A 518-nucleotide genomic window follows, 5' to 3' on the forward strand; every position below is an offset into this window, starting at 1 on the left:
TGGTAAGCCAAAGATGATTCACAGCGACATGGGAAGCCAATACACTTCTAGCCTGTTCGAAGGAACATTACAAAACTCTGGAATAAATCACTCTTACTCCCGTAAGGGTCATCCTTACGATAATGCTCGTATCGAGAGCTTCCATTCGCTCATCAAGCGCGAAATGATTTATCACGAAGAGTACAGGACCATTGATGATGTCCGGGTGTCTGTCGAGTGGTACGTGAACTGGTACAACAACAGTCGCATTAACTCACGGACTGATTGGCTTCAGACCGCCTAGACCAATGTCTGGTTTACTTAATCTCGATTATCGGCACCAGCCGGTATGACACAGTTTATAAGCCGTCACTTGTGAATTTCAAAAATTCGCCTTGTGAAGGCTTATTTACCGCACGCTACAACTTGTGAAATCCGGCCGGTTCACAATCTATACCACTCGTTTTCTCTCAACGGCAGGGCTGAATCCTGTTCCGCCTACAAAAACACCCAGAAATCACGCCATTTTAGGCTGAAAT

At 45.6% G+C, this 518-nt stretch carries 1 protein-coding gene; it reads left to right on the forward strand.

Annotated features, from left to right (window positions below):
- Positions 1-283: integrase core domain-containing protein (locus tag ESE_RS0109445; RefSeq protein ID WP_010374244.1), on the forward strand; the 283-nt coding region annotated here is incomplete at its 5' end.
- Positions 284-518: the final 235 nt, after the last annotated feature.

Source organism: Weissella cibaria KACC 11862, assembly GCF_000193635.1.
Classification (GTDB): Bacteria; Bacillota; Bacilli; order Lactobacillales; family Lactobacillaceae; genus Weissella; species Weissella cibaria.